Origin of the sequence: Sphingomonas sp. 22176 (assembly GCF_052045505.1) — a bacterium.
Classification (GTDB): domain Bacteria; phylum Pseudomonadota; class Alphaproteobacteria; order Sphingomonadales; family Sphingomonadaceae; genus Sphingomonas.
On sequence record NZ_JBQEPL010000002.1, the window covers coordinates 467,396 to 481,371 of the forward strand.

The window sequence follows — 13,976 nt, forward strand, 5'->3', positions numbered from 1 at the left end:
AGCGAAATGGGGGGCGAAAGGCGGCGTCACTTGAGTGCGGCCGGATCGAGCGGGGTGAGATCGGCCACGCGCTTCGCCATCTCCGCGCGCATCGCCTCGGGCGCTGCGATCAGCCCGCGCTTCACCAGCGGACCGCCCGGGCCCCACAGCGTGGTGTAGAGCGTCAGGAAATCCTTGAGCCCCGGGACCGCCTTGAGGTGGCGCTTCTTCACATAGAGGTAGAGCGGGCGGGCACCCGGATATTGGCCGTCGGCGATCGTCGCATAGGTGGGGGCGACACCTTCGATCGGCACGCCGTGCAGGCGGTTGCGGTTCTCTTCGAGATAGGAATAGCCGAAGATTCCGAGCGCATTGGGGTTCTGCGCCAGCCCCTGGACGATCAGATTGTCGTTCTCGCCCTTGTCGACATAGGGGCCGTCGTCGCGGATGCGGCGGCATTCGGCATCATAGTGCGAAGGATCGGCTTCGGCCTTGAGCTTCGTGGCGTTGGGATCGGCCTCCAGGCAGCCGGGCGCCAGCATCAGCTCGACGAAGGCGTCGCGGGTGCCGCTGGTCGAGGGCGGGCCCATCACCAGGATCGGGATCGCCGGCAGGCTGGGGTTCACGTCCTGCCAGGTGCGCGCAGTGTTGGGCTTGCCGAGCGGCTTGGCGGCGAGCGCCAGATAGACGTCGCGCTTGCTGAGCTGGAGCTTCGGCCCCTGGTTGGATTCGGCGAGTGCCACGCCGTCCAGGCCGATGACGATCTCCAGTATCTCGCCGACCTGGTTTTCCTCGCAGCGATCATATTCCTTGCGCGTCATCCGGCGCGAGGCGTTGGCGATGTCCGGGAACTGCGCGCCCACGCCCTCGCAGAAGCGGCGGAGGCCGGCGCCGCTGCCGATCGATTCCACCACCGGCGCCTTGCGGCCGCTGCGCGCGTTGACGAACGCCTCGGCCACCGCGGTGGTGAAGGGATAGACGGTGGAGGAGCCGACGACGCGGATTTCGCGCGTGGCGCTGCCGTCGCACGCCGACAAGGCGAGCGTACCGAACGCGATCAGCGCTAGACGACCCAGCATCGTCACTTCTTGCTCCCCGAGGATGGCGGTGTTTCGGATCGCGGAGTCTGCGCCTCGCTTCCCACGCACCGCCCATCCGGCAATCGCGTTACGAATTTATGACAGTCGGTTCGATCGGCAGCCGCACCGAGACGGTGGTGCCGACGCCCACCGTCGACGCGATATCGAACCGCCCGCGGTGACGCTCGACCACATGCTTGACGATCGCGAGGCCAAGCCCAGTGCCGCCGAGCGAGCGGCTGCGTCCCGAATCGACGCGATAAAAGCGTTCGGTCAGGCGCGGAATATGCTCGGCGGGGATGCCTTCGCCCTGGTCGGCGACGGCGAAGCGGACCATCGTGTCGCCCTCGCTGCGCAACGAGACGGTGACCGGCGTGCCGGCGCGACCGTATTTCATCGCGTTGCCGATCAGGTTGTGGAGCAGCTGGCTGAGCTGGGTGCGGTCGCCACGCACCGGCGGCACGCCCTCGATCTCGGTCACCAGATCGGCGGCGCGCGGGCTGCCCGAAAGCTCGGTGCAGACCTGGTCGATCAAATCGGCGAGCTGCACCGACTCCGCCGGCGCGCGATATTTCTCCGCCTCGATCCGGCTGAGCGAGATCAGGTCGCTGATCAGCCGGTCCATGCGCCGCGCCTCGTCGTGCATGATCTTGAGGAAGCGGGCGCGGATCTCCGGCTCCTCGCCGGCGCCGTCGGCCAGCGTCTCGACATAGCCGAGGAGGGAGGCGAGGGGGGTGCGCAGCTCGTGGCTGGCATTGGCGACGAAATCGACGCGCATCCGGTCCGCCGTGTAGCTGCCGGTGCGGTCGACGAGATGGACGACGCGCTCGCCGGTCTCCAGCGTGCGGACGCGCATCTCCCAGCGCTGCTCGCGCGTGCCTAGCCCGACCAGGTGGATCGGCGCGCTATGGTCTTCGCCCGGATCGAGCAGGCGCTCGGCGGCGGCGGGGTGGCGGATCGCCAGACGGACGTCCTCGCCCAGGATATGCTCGCCCAGCAGCGCGCGGGCGGCGGCGTTGGCGGCGATCACGCGGGTGGCGGCGGTTACCAGCACCGGTTCGGCGATTGCCTCGATCACTTCGGCGAAGGCGGGGTCGCGGTCGGCTGCGGCGGCATCGTCGCGGGGAGCGGGGGCGGGATCGCCGCCGATCGCGACGATAAGCACCGCGGCGATTGCGCCGACCAGCAGCACCAGGGTCAGCTGCAGGTCGCCCCCGGCCAACAGCCCGACGACCGCCGAAAGCGCGACGACGCCCAGTGCGAGGCTGATTCGGAAGCCATGGGCCGAAAGCATGGCGCCTTCTAGCGCGCAATCGTCCCAAGACGAGCCCGTATTTACGATTGCGAAATGGGCGCGGGCGCAGAAGAAGAGTGCGATGGACGATCCCAAATCCGAAGACCTGCCGACCCGTCGGCGCGCATTGATGCTCGGCGCGGCGAGTGCGGCTGCGATCGTCTCGATCCGCCCGGCGCTGGCGCAGACCAATGCTTCGGTGATGCAGTGCGAGATTCCGGTGACCGATCCGGGCCGCGCGGGCAGCTATATCGCGTCCGACGGCCGCGTCGTGCCCGCGCGCACGCCCGGTGCCTTTCCGGCTCCGGGGCGCAACTTCAAGGCGCAGGACGTCAAGCGCGCGCTGAACGGCGGCACGCTGCCGGGCACCGATCCGCAGGCGAGCCGCGCCTATACCAACTACATCCGCCGCCTGCAGCGCGGGACCAGCGGCTTCACCTGCTTCGCCTCGCTGCAGATGCCGCGCGGCTGAGGGCCGGGCGGTGTTCTATCGCGCCGCCGATCCAGCGACCCTGCGCATCGTGCCGTTGGATGCGCTGACCCTGATCTATCATCGCGCCTCGGGCATCACCCATATCGTCGACGCGCCGGTGCCCGAGATCCTGGACATCCTCGGCGAAGGCCCGCGCGACGTGGCCGGGCTGCTCGCGGTGCTGACCGAGCGGTTCGACCTCGCCGACCCTGATCCGGTAGCGCTGGCGGTGCGGCTCGACGAACTGGCCGCGGCCGGGCTGGTGGAGCGGACATGCGCCATCTGAAGCTGCTCCGCATCGGGCCGCTGGGCTTCCGCATCGGTAGCCATTGGCGCGCGCCGATCGCCGCGTTGGACGACCTCTACCGCGACTATCCGGCGCCGCGGGATGGGATCGCCGACTTCAACGTCCACTTGTTCGCCGCGCGGCCGTGGCGGCGGGTGCTGCGGCCCTCGGTCCATATCGCGGGCGACTTCGTGATCCCCGAGGCAGCGCCGCTGCCGCTCACCCAAGGGCTGCTCGCCGCCGAGATGGGGATGAACCTGCAGACGGCGCTGGGGCTGCGGCGCTACCTGCTGCTCCATGCCTCGATGGTCGAGCGGAATGGCCGCGCGGCGCTGATGACCGGCATCTCGGGGGCGGGCAAGTCGACGCTCGCGGCGCTGCTGATGGCGCGCGGCTGGCGGCTGATGGGCGACGAGTTCGCGCTGATCGATTGCGCCACCGGGTTGGCGCATGCCTTTCCGCGGCTGGTGAGCCTCAAGAATGAAGCGATCGACGTGGTCGCGCGGGCCCTGCCGGAGGCGCGCTTCGGGCCGCTGCTGGAGGGCACGCCCAAGGGCGCGATCCGCCATCTGGTGCCCGATGCGCGCGCCATCGCCGCCATGGAAGTGCCGGCCGAACCCAGCCTGATCCTCTTCCCGCGCTTCGGCTTCGAGGCGGCGGAGCGGCCGGTGCTGCCGAGCGAGGCATTCGTCCGGCTTACCCAGGCCTCCACCAACTATGTCACGCTTGCCGAGCGCGGGTTCGAGGCGCTCACCCGGCTGGTACAGACCGTGCCTTCGCGGGCGATCGACTATCCCGATGCCGAGACGGCGCTGGCGATGGTGGAGGCGCTGGCATGAACCCGGCGCTGCTGCTCGCCCGCGTGCTGCGCGAACCCGGCGCGATCGACGGCCTGGATGCACCTGCCTGGAACGCGCTCTGGGCGGTCGCGCGGGCCGAGCAGCTGGCGGGTACGCTCGCCCACCGCATCGCCGGACTGCCGATGCCGGAGGCGGCGGCACGGCTGGTGGAGGATTCCATCGCCTCGGCCGAACAGGGCCGCACCGCCGCCTTGTGGGAAGCCGAGATGGCGCGCCGCGCGCTGGCGGGGATCGAGGCGCCGATCGTGCTGCTCAAGGGCACCGCCTATGCCGCGGCGGGGCTGTCGCCTTCGACCGGGCGGGTGATCGGCGACCTCGACATACTCGTGCCGCGCGACGCGATCGCGGACGTGGAGGCGGCGCTGCTCGCGGCGGGCTGGGAATGGGTGAAGCCCGATCCCTATGACGATGCTTATTATCGCCGCTGGATGCACGAGCTGCCGCCGCTGATCCACCGCGACCGCGACAAGATGATCGACGTGCACCACACGATCCTGCCGCTCACCGCGCGCATTCGTCCCGATGCGGCGGCGCTGCTGGCGGACAGCATCGCGCTGGAGAACGGGCTGCGCATCCTCAGCCGCCAAGACATGCTCTGCCACGCCGCAGCGCATCTGTTCTCCGACGGCGACCTGGCGGGCGGCATGCGCAACCTGTGGGACATCCACTGCCTGCTCGGCGAATTCGGCTTTGACGGGCTGGCCGCACGCGCCGCGCAGCACGGGCTGGGCGCGGCGATGGCGCGGGCGGTGCGCCAGTCGGTGCGGCTGTACGGCACCGAGGTGCCGGCGGAATGGCAGGGCCGGGACGCGCTCGATCCGCTGTTCCACCGCCGGCTGACCGCGCGGGACCGATGGGGTCGCTCGACGCGCAAGGCGCTGCAGTTCGGCTTCTATCTGCGCTCGCATGTGTTGCGGATGCCGCCGGCGATGCTCGCGGGGCACCTCTGGACCAAATGGCGCAAAGGATATCGGCCGGTCTGACAAGACCGGCCGAGGGGGGACGCCGGAGCCCAGTGTCCCTCCGGTATGGTTTTTTGTGCGACCCGAGAGGTTCGATGATTTCGGCGCCCGCGGCTGGACGGGCGGCGAACCCAGGGTTCGCACGCCCGTCTCGCCGGATCAGAAGGTCGCGATCTTCACCATGAAGCGGATGTTGCGGCCCGGCTGGACCACCAGATCCTTGTTGAGCGATGCGGCATTGCGCTGCACTTCGTCGGTCAGGTTCTGGCCGATGATCGCGAACTCGATCCCCGGCTGCGACTTGAACGGACGCCAAGCGATGTTGGCGTTGAGGTTGTTGTAGCCCGGCGTGGCCGTGTCGAACGCGCCGAACTTGTCCTGCTCGCCGGCATGGACGAACTGCACCGCCGCATCGAGGGTGGGGCTCAGCCAGTTCACGCCGCCGCCCAAACGATAGGGCGGGATGCGGGGGACGTTGCCGCCACTGTCCAGCGTCGCGCGGGTATAGTCGGCCAGCGCGGTCAGCTGCAGCGTGCGATCGTGCTGGTGGAACAGGTCGTAGCTCGCCTTGCCTTCCAGGCCGCGGAAATGGGCGCCCTGCTGGCGATAGTTGAGCTCCTTCAGATCGCCGTCGCCGCCCAGCGTGCAGGTGCCGTCGTCGTCGCAGGTACGGCCGGTCAGGTCGCCGTAGATATAGTTGTCGAACCAGGTCGAATAGGCGCTGCCGTCGAAGTGGAAGCGATCCAGGTTGACCCGCACCGTGGCCTCGACCGAATTGGCGCGCTCGATCTTGAGGTTCGGGTCGCCGGTCTCGAAGGTGTTGGGGCCGTCATGCCCGCCGCGGGCGAACAGCTCGGTGATCGCCGGCGCGCGGCCGGTGCTGGAACCCGTGAGGCCCAGCTTCACATGGCTGCCGACGTCGAGCAGCGCGCCGATCGCGCCGCTTACCGGCGTGAAGTCGCGTGCGGTGAAGACGTTGGACGCAGGCGTGCCTTCCTCGCGGACATGCTCGACGCGGCCGCTGGCCTGGACGTGGAGGATGTCCGTCACCGGGATCTCGGTGAAGAGATAGGCTGCTTCGCTCTGGGTGGTGGTGGGGAACAGGTAGCTGCCGTCGTCGCCGATTGCCGAGAACTTGCGGTTCTGCAGCTCGAAGCCGATCGCCGAGTTGCGGATCGGGCCCAGCGGGTTCAGCAGGAATTCCAGGTGGCCGTCGAATTCCTTGTTGCGGAACGTCGTATCGATCGTGCCGTCGGGCTCCTTCTCGTCGTGCGTATAGTCCGCATAGCTGGCGTCGACGTTGACCGACTTGAGCGGGCCGGCGTCGACCACGAACACGTCGCGCGACATCACCTTGGTCTGGCGCATGTCGATATAGGTCGTGTCGCTCGGGATGCCGTACTTCGAATTATACTGGCTGACCGACAGACCGATGTGGCTCGCATTGTCCCCGCCGAAGAAATAGGAACCGCCCAGCGCGGCGCCGTGCCCGCGGAAGAAGCTGTTCTGCTGGGTGCCGAGCGGCGTGTCATAATTGCCGGCGTCGCGGTAGAAGCCGTCGGCATGCAGCGCGATCGAACCGACCTTGGCATCGACCAGCGCGCCGCCTTCGCCGACGTTCGAAACGGTGCCGTAGCTGCCTTCCGCTTCGCCCGAGATGGGCGCGTCCGGCAGCTTCATCGGCACCCGGTTGTTGATCACGTTGACCACGCCGCCGATCGCCTGGCTGCCATAGCGCAGCGTGCCTGCACCGCGGACGACTTCGATGCTCTGCGCGGCGAAGGGATCGACGGGGATGCCGTGATCGGGGCCGATGTCCGACACGTCCGAGCTGCTGGCGCCGTTCTCCAGGATGCGCACGCGGGTGGCGTCCATGCCGCGGATGATCGGCCGGCTGGCGCCGCTGGCGAAGCTGGTGGCGGAAATACCGGGTTCCTCTGCCAGCGCGTCGCTGATGCTTGCCCCGCCGCTGCGCAGAATCTGGTCGCGATCGACATGGGTGACGATCGTCGGCACCTCGTCGCTCGACACCGCATAGGGGGCGGCGGTGACGACGATGACGTTCTTGTCGTTGGCCTGCTGCGGATCGGTGTCGGCAAAGGCATTGGGGACGAACGCGACGATCGCCGCGCCCGTGAGAAGGGCAGTACGCATCAAAGAAACTCCGTGAACCTGGGGCGCGCCGCTTGGGCGACGCAAATTGTTGGTCAGGCGGGGAGTTCAGGCGGCGCGCGACTGCGCCAGGCATGCGAGCGGACGAGGCGCGGGGCCGGATCGGCCGCGAGGGCGGCGTGCCATTCGGTTGCGAGCAGCGGCGGCGTGACGGTGGGCGGCGCGGAGGCGAGATAAGCCGACGCAGTCGCGACCTCGCCGCACAGCGGGCAAGCCTCGTCGTCGTCGCTCGGCTTGGGCGCGTGGTGTGCGTGCGGAGTCGCGGCCCAGCCTGGGGCCGGATGCACATGCGCGCGCACGATCCCCGCCTGCCAGCACAGCGCGAACGCCAGCAGCAGTGCCGGCAGCAGCCGGACGAACAAACCAGGGATGCGGAAGACACGCATCCGCAATGCCGTACTGCAGCATCGCATATGTTTCAATATATCATTGGCCGATGGCGGCGATATCGATCCGTGTCGTGGTGGCGAGCGCCAGAGGGGCCGGGCGGTGCGAGACGAGCACCAGGCCCGCGCCGGTCGACTGCAGCCAGGCTTCGACGCGGCGCACCAGTTCCGCCTCGGTCGAGGCGTCCAGCCCCTCGCTGGGTTCGTCGAGCAGCAGCCATGGGCGCCCCGCGAGCAGCGCGCGGGCGAGCGACAGCCGCTTGCGCTCGCCACCCGATAGCGTGCCGCCGGCCTCGGTCAGCGATGTCTCCAGCCCGGCGGGCATCGCGCGCACGGCGGTATCGAGGCAGGCGGTGTGCAGCGCCTCCCACATCGCCGCCTCGGTGATGCCGGGGCGGGCGACGCGAAGATTGTCGGCAATCGAACCCGCGATCAGCACCGCGTCCTGCGGGGCAAGGGCGCACTGGCGCCGCAGCGCGTCGGCACTGCACTGCGCGATCGGCGTGCCGTCCAGCGCGAGGCTATGTACCGGCGCGCGCAGCCCGGCCAGCGCCTCGATCAGCCGCGTCTTCCCGGTGCCCGAGGCGCCGGTGATCGCCACGCGGGCCCCCGGCACGAGCATGTGGCTGCCGAGGCGGATCGGCCGGGCGACGGTTTCGGGCGCGGGTGCGGCGACGAGCGCGCCCGGCAGCTCGGCCAGCGTGGCGAGGCGGGCGAGGCCCTGCTCGACGCTCGCCTGGCGCAGCGCGGTGCGGGCGAAGGCGGCCATCGCCTCCACCGACGCGGCGGACGCGAGCAGCGCCAGCGCGCGAATCGGGGCACTCGCGTCGGACAGGGCGAACACGATCGCCGCGGTCAGCGCGCCATAGCCGGCGAGCAGCCCGGCTACCGCGCCGTCGCCGCGGGCCAGTGCCGCCCGGGCGCGGTCGAGCGGGCGGGAGAGCTCGGCAATCGTGTCCGCCACGCGCGGGGCGAGGCCATAGGCGATGATCTCGGGCCGGGCGGCGGCATAGTCGACGAAGGCGGTGCGCAGCGCGCCCAGGGCTTCGGCAGCCTCGGCGGCCGGACCGGCGGTGAGGCGGCGCGCGGCGAGCGTGAGCAGCGGCGGCAGCACGGCGAGGAGCAGCGTCAGCGCGAGCGCGGCCTTCCAGCCGGCCAGCGCGACCAGCGCGACGGCGAAGCAGGCGGCGGCAAGGCTGGCAGGGCGGCTCGGGCGGCGGACGACCAGGTCTTCCAGCGCTTCGATGTCGCCGATCAGCCGGGCGCTGGCGTCGCCGCTGGCGAGGTCGGGCGCGGTGCGGCTGTCCTGCGCGGCGAGCTTGCCGAACAGCCGGCCGCGCAGATCGGCCATGGCGGTGAGCGCGGCCTGGTGCGAGAGCAGGCGTTCGCCGTAGCGGCCGCCGGTTCGCAGGATGGCGAGACCGCGGATCGCGGCGCTGGGGATCAGATAGTTGAACGCGGCGGCCGCGACCGCGCCGCTCGCCCCGGCGATCGCGGCGCCGGTGAGGAACCAGCCGGACAGCGCCAGCAGCAGGATCGCGGCGAGTCCCGCGATGGTCGCGCAGGCGAGCGCCTGGCGCAGCGTGCGGCGTTCGGGGGCGGCGAGGGGGAAGGGGTTCACAGTGTCACCTCGGCATCGGCGGCGGCGATCAGGCGCGGATCATGGGTTGCGACGATCACCGCCCGCTCGGTGGCGACGGCGCGGAGCAGCGCGGTGATCGCGGCGGCGCTTTCGGCATCGAGATCGGCGGTGGGCTCGTCGGCGAGCAGCAGCGGGCGATCCGCCAGCAGCGCACGGGCCAGCCCCAGGCGACGCCGCTCGCCGCCGGACAGGCCCGAGCCGCGATGGTCGAGCGGCAGGTCCAGCCCGGTCCCGCGATGGGCGAGCATCGGGCCGAGCCCGACGCGGTCGATCGCGGCGAGCAGTTCGGCGTCGGAGGCGTCCGGCGCGGCGAGGGCTAGGTTGTCGCGCAGGGTGCCGGGGAGGATCAGCGGGTGCTGCGCTGCCCAGGCAATCTGATCCGCGGACAACGCCGTCAACGTCCCTTCTGTCGACGCGATCTGGCCCGCAATCGCGGCCAGCAGGCTAGTCTTGCCGCTGCCCGTCGGTCCGGTCAGGGCCACGAGCCCCGTCGTTCCGATCGACAGGCGCACCGGCCCGATCGTCCGGCCCGGCCAGGCGATCACGAGGTCCTTCGCCTCCACGCCTGCGAACATCCGCGGCGCAGCGGCAAGCGCCGCCATCTCCGGCACCGCCGCAATCGCGGTGCGCGCGGCTTCGCCGAGCTGCTTGTCGTGGTACGCCGCCGCCAGTCGCCGCATCGGCAGGTAGAATTCGGGTGCCATCGCCAGCGCGAAAAAGGCTTCGCGGAGAGTCAGCGTCTCGGGATCGGGGAAGGGGAGCAGGCCGAGCAGGCTGAACCCGCAATAGACCGCGACCAGCGCCACCGCGAGCGCCGAGAAGAATTCGAGCACCGCGCTCGACAGGAAGGCGACGCGCAGCACCGCCACGGTCCGCGCGGCAACTTCACGCGTCGCGACGCCCACCTGCCGCGCGATCCGCTCCTCCGCGGCGAAGTGGCGCAGGATCGGCAGGGTGCGGACCCGGTCGACGAACAGGTCGGAGAGGTCGCCCAGCGCCTCCAGTTGCCGTTCGGACGCGCGCTTGGCGGCGGTGCCCGCGAGGATCATGCCGAAGATGAAGGGGATCAGGGTGCCGAGCAGGATGCCGGCCGCGACCAGGCTCGCACAGGCGATGATCGCGAGTGCCACTAGCGGCGCGGCGGCCGCCGCCATGCGGGCGGGGACGAAGCGCGTCTCATAGCCTTCGATGGTGGCGACATGGTCGATCGCCAGCACGGCCGAGTGGCCGCTCGACGGCGCCCCGCCGCTGCCCAGCAGCCGCTCGACCAGGCTGCGGCGGAGCGGCGCGGTGGTCGCCTGCGCGCCGCGCACTGCCAGCACCGGCACGCCCCAGGCAGTGGCGGCACGCACCAGCCCGCCGCCGAGCATTGCCGCGAACGCCGCGCCCGGCACCGCGTGCCCGGCCGCCGCCGAAGCTACGCCATCGGCGATGCCCCAGGCGAACAGCGCCGCGCCGCCCAAGTCGATGATCCAGGCGAGCCCGGCCTGTTTTTGAAGAGCCATATGAGACAATTTGTACAAGCGATTTCGGCCCTGCAACGGAATAGGGGATGTTCCGCATAGGCGGTGGCGCCACCGAAGCCTAGGCCGCGAACACCGGCTCTCTGCTGAGGACAAACTTATGGATATGGCAGTCGTAGAACTGTCGCGCCTACAATTCGCGCTGACAGCGATGTACCACTTCCTGTTCGTGCCGTTGACGCTGGGCCTTTCGGTAATGCTCGTCATCACCGAAAGCGTCTATGTCGTCACCGATCGCCCGATCTGGAGGGACATCACCCGTTTCTGGGCCAAGTTATTTGGCATCAACTTCGTCCTCGGGGTCGCTACCGGGCTGACGATGGAATTCGAATTCGGGACCAACTGGTCCTATTACTCACACTATGTCGGCGACATTTTCGGGGCGCCGCTGGCGATCGAGGGCCTGATGGCCTTCTTCCTCGAAGCCACCTTCGTCGGCCTGATGTTCTTCGGCTGGGATCGCCTGTCGAAGCGTCAGCATCTAATGGTGACCTTCTTCACCGCGCTCGGCACCAATCTGTCGGCGCTGTGGATCCTGATCGCGAACGGCTGGATGCAGCACCCGACGGGTGCGGTGTTCAACCCCGAGACGATGCGCATGGAAGTCACCGACTTCATGGCGGTGGTGTTCAACCCGGTTGCGCAGGCGAAGTTCGTCCACACCGTCAGCGCCGGCTATGTCTGCGCCAGCGGCTTCGTCCTCGGCATCTCGGCCTATTATCTGCTGCGTGGCCGGCACATGGAGCTCGCCAAGCGCAGCTTCGCCGTGGCTGCGGCGTTCGGCCTGGCAGCCTCGCTGTCGGTGGTCGTGCTCGGTGACGAGAGCGGCTATGCGCTGACCGACAACCAGAAGATGAAGCTCGCCGCAATCGAGGCCGAATGGCACACCGAAGCGGCCCCTGCCGGCATCACCGTGTTCGGCCTTCCCTCCAACCAGGGCCGCGAGACCTATTTCCAGGTCAAGGTGCCCTATGTGCTGGGTCTGATCGGTACGCGTAGCCTGACCGGCCAGGTGGAAGGCATCTACCCGCTGGTGGGCAAGGCCCGGCTGCGCATCGAGAACGGCCTGACGGCCTATGACGCGCTGCAGACGCTGAAGACCGATCGCCAGAACGTCGTCGCTCGTGCGAAGTTCGAATCCGCCAAGAACGACCTGGGCTATGCCCTGCTGCTGAAGCGCTGGGTTGCCGATCCGCGTCAGGCCACCGAAGCGCAGAAGGATCGGGCCGCCTGGTCGACCGTTCCCAACGTGCCGGCCGTGTTCTGGCTGTTCCGCGGCATGGCGGCGCTGGGCTTCTTCTTCATCGCCTTCTTCGCCGCCGCGCTCTACTACGCCAATACCCGCCGTTTCCACCGCAAGTGGTTCCTGCGCACGGCGATGTGGGTGCTCCCGTTGCCCTGGCTCGCGATCGAGTTCGGCTGGGTCGTCGCCGAAGTGGGGCGCCAGCCCTGGGCGGTCGACGGCGTGCTGCCGACCTTCCTCGCCACCTCGAGCCTGACCGTACCGGCGCTCTGGACCACGATCATCGGCTTCACCGCGATCTACGGGGTGATGGCAGTGATCGAGTTCCGGCTGATGCTGGCGGCGATCAAGCACGGGCCCGAGACCTACGAGCCCTGGCAACCCCGCCACGATCCGGTGCCGACCGCACCCGATTCGCGGCCGCTTCACGCCGTTCCCGCGGAATGAGCGCGAGCAAGGAGAAAGAACATGTCCATCCCGCTCGATTATGAAATCCTGCGCCTCATCTGGTGGGCGCTGCTGGGGGTGCTGCTGATCGGCTTCGCGCTGACCGACGGCTTCGACCTGGGAACGGCAGCATTGCTGCCGTTCGTGGGCCGCACCGATGAAGAGCGCCGCATGGTGATTAACACCGTCGGACCGACCTGGGAAGGCAACCAAGTGTGGTTCATCCTGGGCGGCGGCGCCATCTTTGCCGCTTGGCCGTTCGTCTATGCCGTCAGCTTCTCGGGCTTCTACCTGGCGATGTTCCTGGTGCTGGCGGCGCTGATCCTGCGTCCGGTCGGCTTCAAGTATCGCTCCAAGCGCCCCGACGCCGCCTGGCGTTCGCGCTGGGACTGGGCGCTGTTCGTCGGCGGCTTCGTGCCCGCCCTCGTCTTCGGCGTCGCAGTGGGCAACGTGCTGCTGGGTGCGCCTTTCCGGCTCGATAGCGATCTGCGCTCCTTCTACGAAGGCACGCTGCTCGGCCTGTTCACCCCGTTCAGCCTCGTCGCCGGCCTGCTCTCGGTTTCCATGCTGGTGCTGCACGGCGCCGGCTGGCTGAGCCTCAAGGCCGAAGGCGCGGTGGTCGAGCGTGCGCAGCGCTTCGGCACCGTCGCGGCGATCCTCGCGATCGTGCTGTTCGCGGTCGGTGGCGCGTTCGTCGCGTACGGCGACATGGGCTATCGCCTGGTCGGCGTGGTCGATCCCAACGGCCCGTCCAACCCGCATCTGATCCAGACGGTGAAGGCGCCGGGCGCGTGGCTCAGCAACTATGGCGCCCATCCGTGGATGCTGATCGCTCCGGTGCTCGGCTTCCTTGGTCCGGTGCTGGCGCTGATCGGGATCCGCAGCCGCAACGGCACGCTTGTGTTCACCGGTTCGTCGATCGCCAATGTGGGCATCATCGCCACCGTCGGCCTGTCGATGTTCCCGTTCATCCTGCCGAGCGCGATCGACCCGGCCTCCAGCCTCACGGCCTGGAACGCCTCGTCGAGCCACCTCACGCTGTTCATCATGCTGGGCTGCACGCTCGTCTTCCTGCCGATCGTGCTCGCCTACACCGCCTGGGTGTACAAGGTGATGTTCGGCCGCGTCAGCGGGGAAGAGCTGCGGCTCAACCCCGACCTCTACTGAGGAGTAAAACCCATGTGGTATTTCGCCTGGATCCTGGGGGTCTGCCTGGCCGTCGCCGCCGCCGTGCTCAACGGCATCTGGCACGAGTTCCATTCGGACCCGAACTCGGACCTGACGGTCCTCGACTGAGCACAAAGCGAAGAAGCGGCCGCATCGCGACCGCCCCTTCTGCCCCAAAGGCCGGCGATCCTGACAAGGGATCGGCCGGCCTTTGTCTTTTTGCTACATCGGTTCGCCCTCGGCGCGGCGTTCGAAGATCGCCGCCAGCTCGAGGTGCAGGCGCTTGTGCCGTTCGTTGGGCGCGCGAGTCGCGCGGTCCCGCTCCTGCTCGGCGCGCAGGCGGAAGTGATTGGTGAGGGGCGCCTGGTGCAGGGAGGACATCGACCCGGACTCGGTTTGGGTTTCGTTCATTGCCTGCCTAATGTCGTGTTTATCGCCGTCTTCGACCATTCCGTAGAAGTCAC

The 13,976-nt window shown here is 69.0% G+C and carries 14 protein-coding genes; 7 read left to right on the plus strand and 7 right to left on the minus strand.

What is annotated here, in order from left to right; translation table 11 throughout:
* Positions 1 to 26 precede the first annotated feature (26 nt).
* Positions 27 to 1,058 (minus strand): substrate-binding domain-containing protein, encoded by a 1,032-nt coding sequence (locus ACTJKY_RS10035; protein ID WP_440845804.1) that lies wholly within the window; start codon positions 1,056 to 1,058, stop codon positions 27 to 29.
* 88 nt (positions 1,059 to 1,146) lie between these two features.
* Positions 1,147 to 2,352: a sensor histidine kinase gene (locus tag ACTJKY_RS10040; protein ID WP_440845805.1), complete on the minus strand. Its 1,206-nt coding sequence runs from the start codon at positions 2,350 to 2,352 to the stop codon at positions 1,147 to 1,149.
* 82 nt (positions 2,353 to 2,434) lie between these two features.
* Here ACTJKY_RS10040 and ACTJKY_RS10045 point away from each other — a divergent pair, with 82 nt between their 5' ends.
* Genes ACTJKY_RS10045 through ACTJKY_RS10060 form a run of 4 tightly spaced genes read left to right on the plus strand, consistent with a single transcriptional unit; the run spans position 2,435 to position 4,953 of the window.
* Positions 2,435 to 2,824: a hypothetical protein gene (locus ACTJKY_RS10045; RefSeq protein WP_440845806.1), complete on the plus strand. Its 390-nt coding sequence runs from the start codon at positions 2,435 to 2,437 to the stop codon at positions 2,822 to 2,824.
* A 10-nt stretch (positions 2,825 to 2,834) separates the two neighbouring features.
* Positions 2,835 to 3,110, plus strand: a complete 276-nt coding sequence (locus ACTJKY_RS10050; protein WP_440845808.1) for an HPr-rel-A system PqqD family peptide chaperone — start codon at positions 2,835 to 2,837, stop codon at positions 3,108 to 3,110.
* Positions 3,098 to 3,949 (plus strand): HprK-related kinase A, encoded by an 852-nt coding sequence (locus ACTJKY_RS10055; protein ID WP_440845809.1) that lies wholly within the window; start codon positions 3,098 to 3,100, stop codon positions 3,947 to 3,949. The genes ACTJKY_RS10050 and ACTJKY_RS10055 overlap by 13 nt, the downstream gene beginning before the upstream one ends.
* Positions 3,946 to 4,953, plus strand: a complete 1,008-nt coding sequence (locus ACTJKY_RS10060; protein ID WP_440845810.1) for a nucleotidyltransferase domain-containing protein — start codon at positions 3,946 to 3,948, stop codon at positions 4,951 to 4,953. The genes ACTJKY_RS10055 and ACTJKY_RS10060 overlap by 4 nt, the downstream gene beginning before the upstream one ends.
* A 138-nt stretch (positions 4,954 to 5,091) precedes the next feature.
* On the opposite strand, the gene ACTJKY_RS10065 is transcribed toward ACTJKY_RS10060, so the two are convergent.
* The 4 genes from ACTJKY_RS10065 to ACTJKY_RS10080 are packed head-to-tail and all read right to left on the minus strand — an operon-like array spanning position 5,092 to position 10,637.
* The gene (locus ACTJKY_RS10065) at positions 5,092 to 7,086 is read right to left on the minus strand and encodes a TonB-dependent receptor (RefSeq protein WP_440845811.1); all 1,995 of its coding nucleotides are present in this window, start codon (positions 7,084 to 7,086) and stop codon (positions 5,092 to 5,094) included.
* 53 nt (positions 7,087 to 7,139) lie between these two features.
* The gene (locus tag ACTJKY_RS10070; RefSeq protein ID WP_440845812.1) at positions 7,140 to 7,496 is read right to left on the minus strand and encodes a hypothetical protein; all 357 of its coding nucleotides are present in this window, start codon (positions 7,494 to 7,496) and stop codon (positions 7,140 to 7,142) included.
* A gap of 34 nt (positions 7,497 to 7,530) precedes the next feature.
* Complete coding sequence (locus tag ACTJKY_RS10075; RefSeq protein WP_440845813.1) at positions 7,531 to 9,111, minus strand: amino acid ABC transporter ATP-binding/permease protein; 1,581 nt, start codon at positions 9,109 to 9,111, stop codon at positions 7,531 to 7,533.
* Positions 9,108 to 10,637, minus strand: coding sequence for an ABC transporter ATP-binding protein/permease (locus tag ACTJKY_RS10080; RefSeq protein WP_440845814.1), 1,530 nt, complete (start codon positions 10,635 to 10,637; stop codon positions 9,108 to 9,110). The genes ACTJKY_RS10075 and ACTJKY_RS10080 overlap by 4 nt, the downstream gene beginning before the upstream one ends.
* Positions 10,638 to 10,755: 118 nt before the next feature.
* On the opposite strand from ACTJKY_RS10080, the gene ACTJKY_RS10085 reads away from it, so the two are divergent.
* Genes ACTJKY_RS10085 through cydX form a run of 3 tightly spaced genes read left to right on the plus strand, consistent with a single transcriptional unit; the run spans position 10,756 to position 13,641 of the window.
* Positions 10,756 to 12,345: a cytochrome ubiquinol oxidase subunit I gene (locus ACTJKY_RS10085; RefSeq protein ID WP_440845815.1), complete on the plus strand. Its 1,590-nt coding sequence runs from the start codon at positions 10,756 to 10,758 to the stop codon at positions 12,343 to 12,345.
* Between the two features lie 21 nt (positions 12,346 to 12,366).
* Entirely contained in the window at positions 12,367 to 13,512 is a 1,146-nt protein-coding gene (cydB, locus tag ACTJKY_RS10090) for a cytochrome d ubiquinol oxidase subunit II (protein WP_440845816.1), read from the plus strand.
* Between the two features lie 12 nt (positions 13,513 to 13,524).
* Positions 13,525 to 13,641, plus strand: a complete 117-nt coding sequence (gene cydX / locus ACTJKY_RS10095; protein ID WP_121078683.1) for a cytochrome bd-I oxidase subunit CydX — start codon at positions 13,525 to 13,527, stop codon at positions 13,639 to 13,641.
* 93 nt (positions 13,642 to 13,734) lie between these two features.
* Here cydX and ACTJKY_RS10100 read toward each other — a convergent pair whose 3' ends face one another.
* Positions 13,735 to 13,923, minus strand: a complete 189-nt coding sequence (locus ACTJKY_RS10100) for a hypothetical protein (protein ID WP_440845817.1) — start codon at positions 13,921 to 13,923, stop codon at positions 13,735 to 13,737.
* Between the last annotated feature and the right edge of the window lie 53 nt (positions 13,924 to 13,976).

Excerpts from the sequence above, each read along its gene's own strand:
- ACTJKY_RS10035 (WP_440845804.1), bottom strand. The coding sequence starts at position 1,058 with ATGCTGGGTCGTCTAGCGCTGATCGCGTTCGGTACGCTCGCCTTGTCG.
- ACTJKY_RS10040 (WP_440845805.1), bottom strand. The coding sequence starts at position 2,352 with ATGCTTTCGGCCCATGGCTTCCGAATCAGCCTCGCACTGGGCGTCGTC.
- ACTJKY_RS10045 (WP_440845806.1), top strand. The coding sequence starts at position 2,435 with ATGGACGATCCCAAATCCGAAGACCTGCCGACCCGTCGGCGCGCATTG.
- ACTJKY_RS10055 (WP_440845809.1), top strand. The coding sequence starts at position 3,098 with ATGCGCCATCTGAAGCTGCTCCGCATCGGGCCGCTGGGCTTCCGCATC.
- ACTJKY_RS10060 (WP_440845810.1), top strand. The coding sequence starts at position 3,946 with ATGAACCCGGCGCTGCTGCTCGCCCGCGTGCTGCGCGAACCCGGCGCG.
- ACTJKY_RS10065 (WP_440845811.1), bottom strand. The coding sequence starts at position 7,086 with ATGCGTACTGCCCTTCTCACGGGCGCGGCGATCGTCGCGTTCGTCCCC.
- ACTJKY_RS10080 (WP_440845814.1), bottom strand. The coding sequence starts at position 10,637 with ATGGCTCTTCAAAAACAGGCCGGGCTCGCCTGGATCATCGACTTGGGC.
- ACTJKY_RS10085 (WP_440845815.1), top strand. The coding sequence starts at position 10,756 with ATGGATATGGCAGTCGTAGAACTGTCGCGCCTACAATTCGCGCTGACA.
- cydB (WP_440845816.1), top strand. The coding sequence starts at position 12,367 with ATGTCCATCCCGCTCGATTATGAAATCCTGCGCCTCATCTGGTGGGCG.
- cydX (WP_121078683.1), top strand. The coding sequence starts at position 13,525 with ATGTGGTATTTCGCCTGGATCCTGGGGGTCTGCCTGGCCGTCGCCGCC.
- ACTJKY_RS10100 (WP_440845817.1), bottom strand. The coding sequence starts at position 13,923 with ATGAACGAAACCCAAACCGAGTCCGGGTCGATGTCCTCCCTGCACCAG.